At 72.1% G+C, this 390-nt stretch carries 1 pseudogene; it reads right to left on the bottom strand.

Annotated features, from left to right (window positions below):
- Window positions 1-312, bottom strand: a pseudogene (locus tag EN781_RS33935) (helix-turn-helix domain-containing protein); the annotation flags it as partial.
- Window positions 313-390 lie beyond the last annotated feature (78 nt).

Genomic DNA, 390 nt, shown 5'->3' with positions numbered 1-390 from the left:
GTCGCCGTGCGCGTGAAGCGTCGCGCGCGCCGCCCGCAGCGCCTTTTCCGGCCAACCAAGATCGCGCGACACCAGCGCGATTTCGGCCTCGGCGACGACGCAGCGGGCGCGCGCCACCGCCTCCCTGGGGCTGAAGGCACGGGCCGCGCTCTTCAGCAGCGTCTTTGCCTTGGCGAAGTCGCCGAGCTGCGCCATGGCGATGCCGCGCAGCGCCAGCGCGGCCGGGTCCTGGCGCAGCGCGACGCGCTTCAGGGCGCCGAGCGGATCCCCCGCGGCCAGCGCGCGGCCGGCGGCGTTGATCAGCGAGTCCATTCACAGCCCGCCGACAGAAATCCCGCCACACTTGTAACTCTCACCATCACGCCATCCGGCCCTATGTCTGTCCTGCAC

It is taken from the genome of Mesorhizobium sp. M4A.F.Ca.ET.090.04.2.1 (assembly GCF_003999085.1).
Lineage (GTDB): Bacteria > Pseudomonadota > Alphaproteobacteria > Rhizobiales > Rhizobiaceae > Mesorhizobium.
The sequence above is the reverse complement of the archived record's forward strand: the minus strand, read 5'-3'. Positions and strand labels throughout refer to the sequence as shown.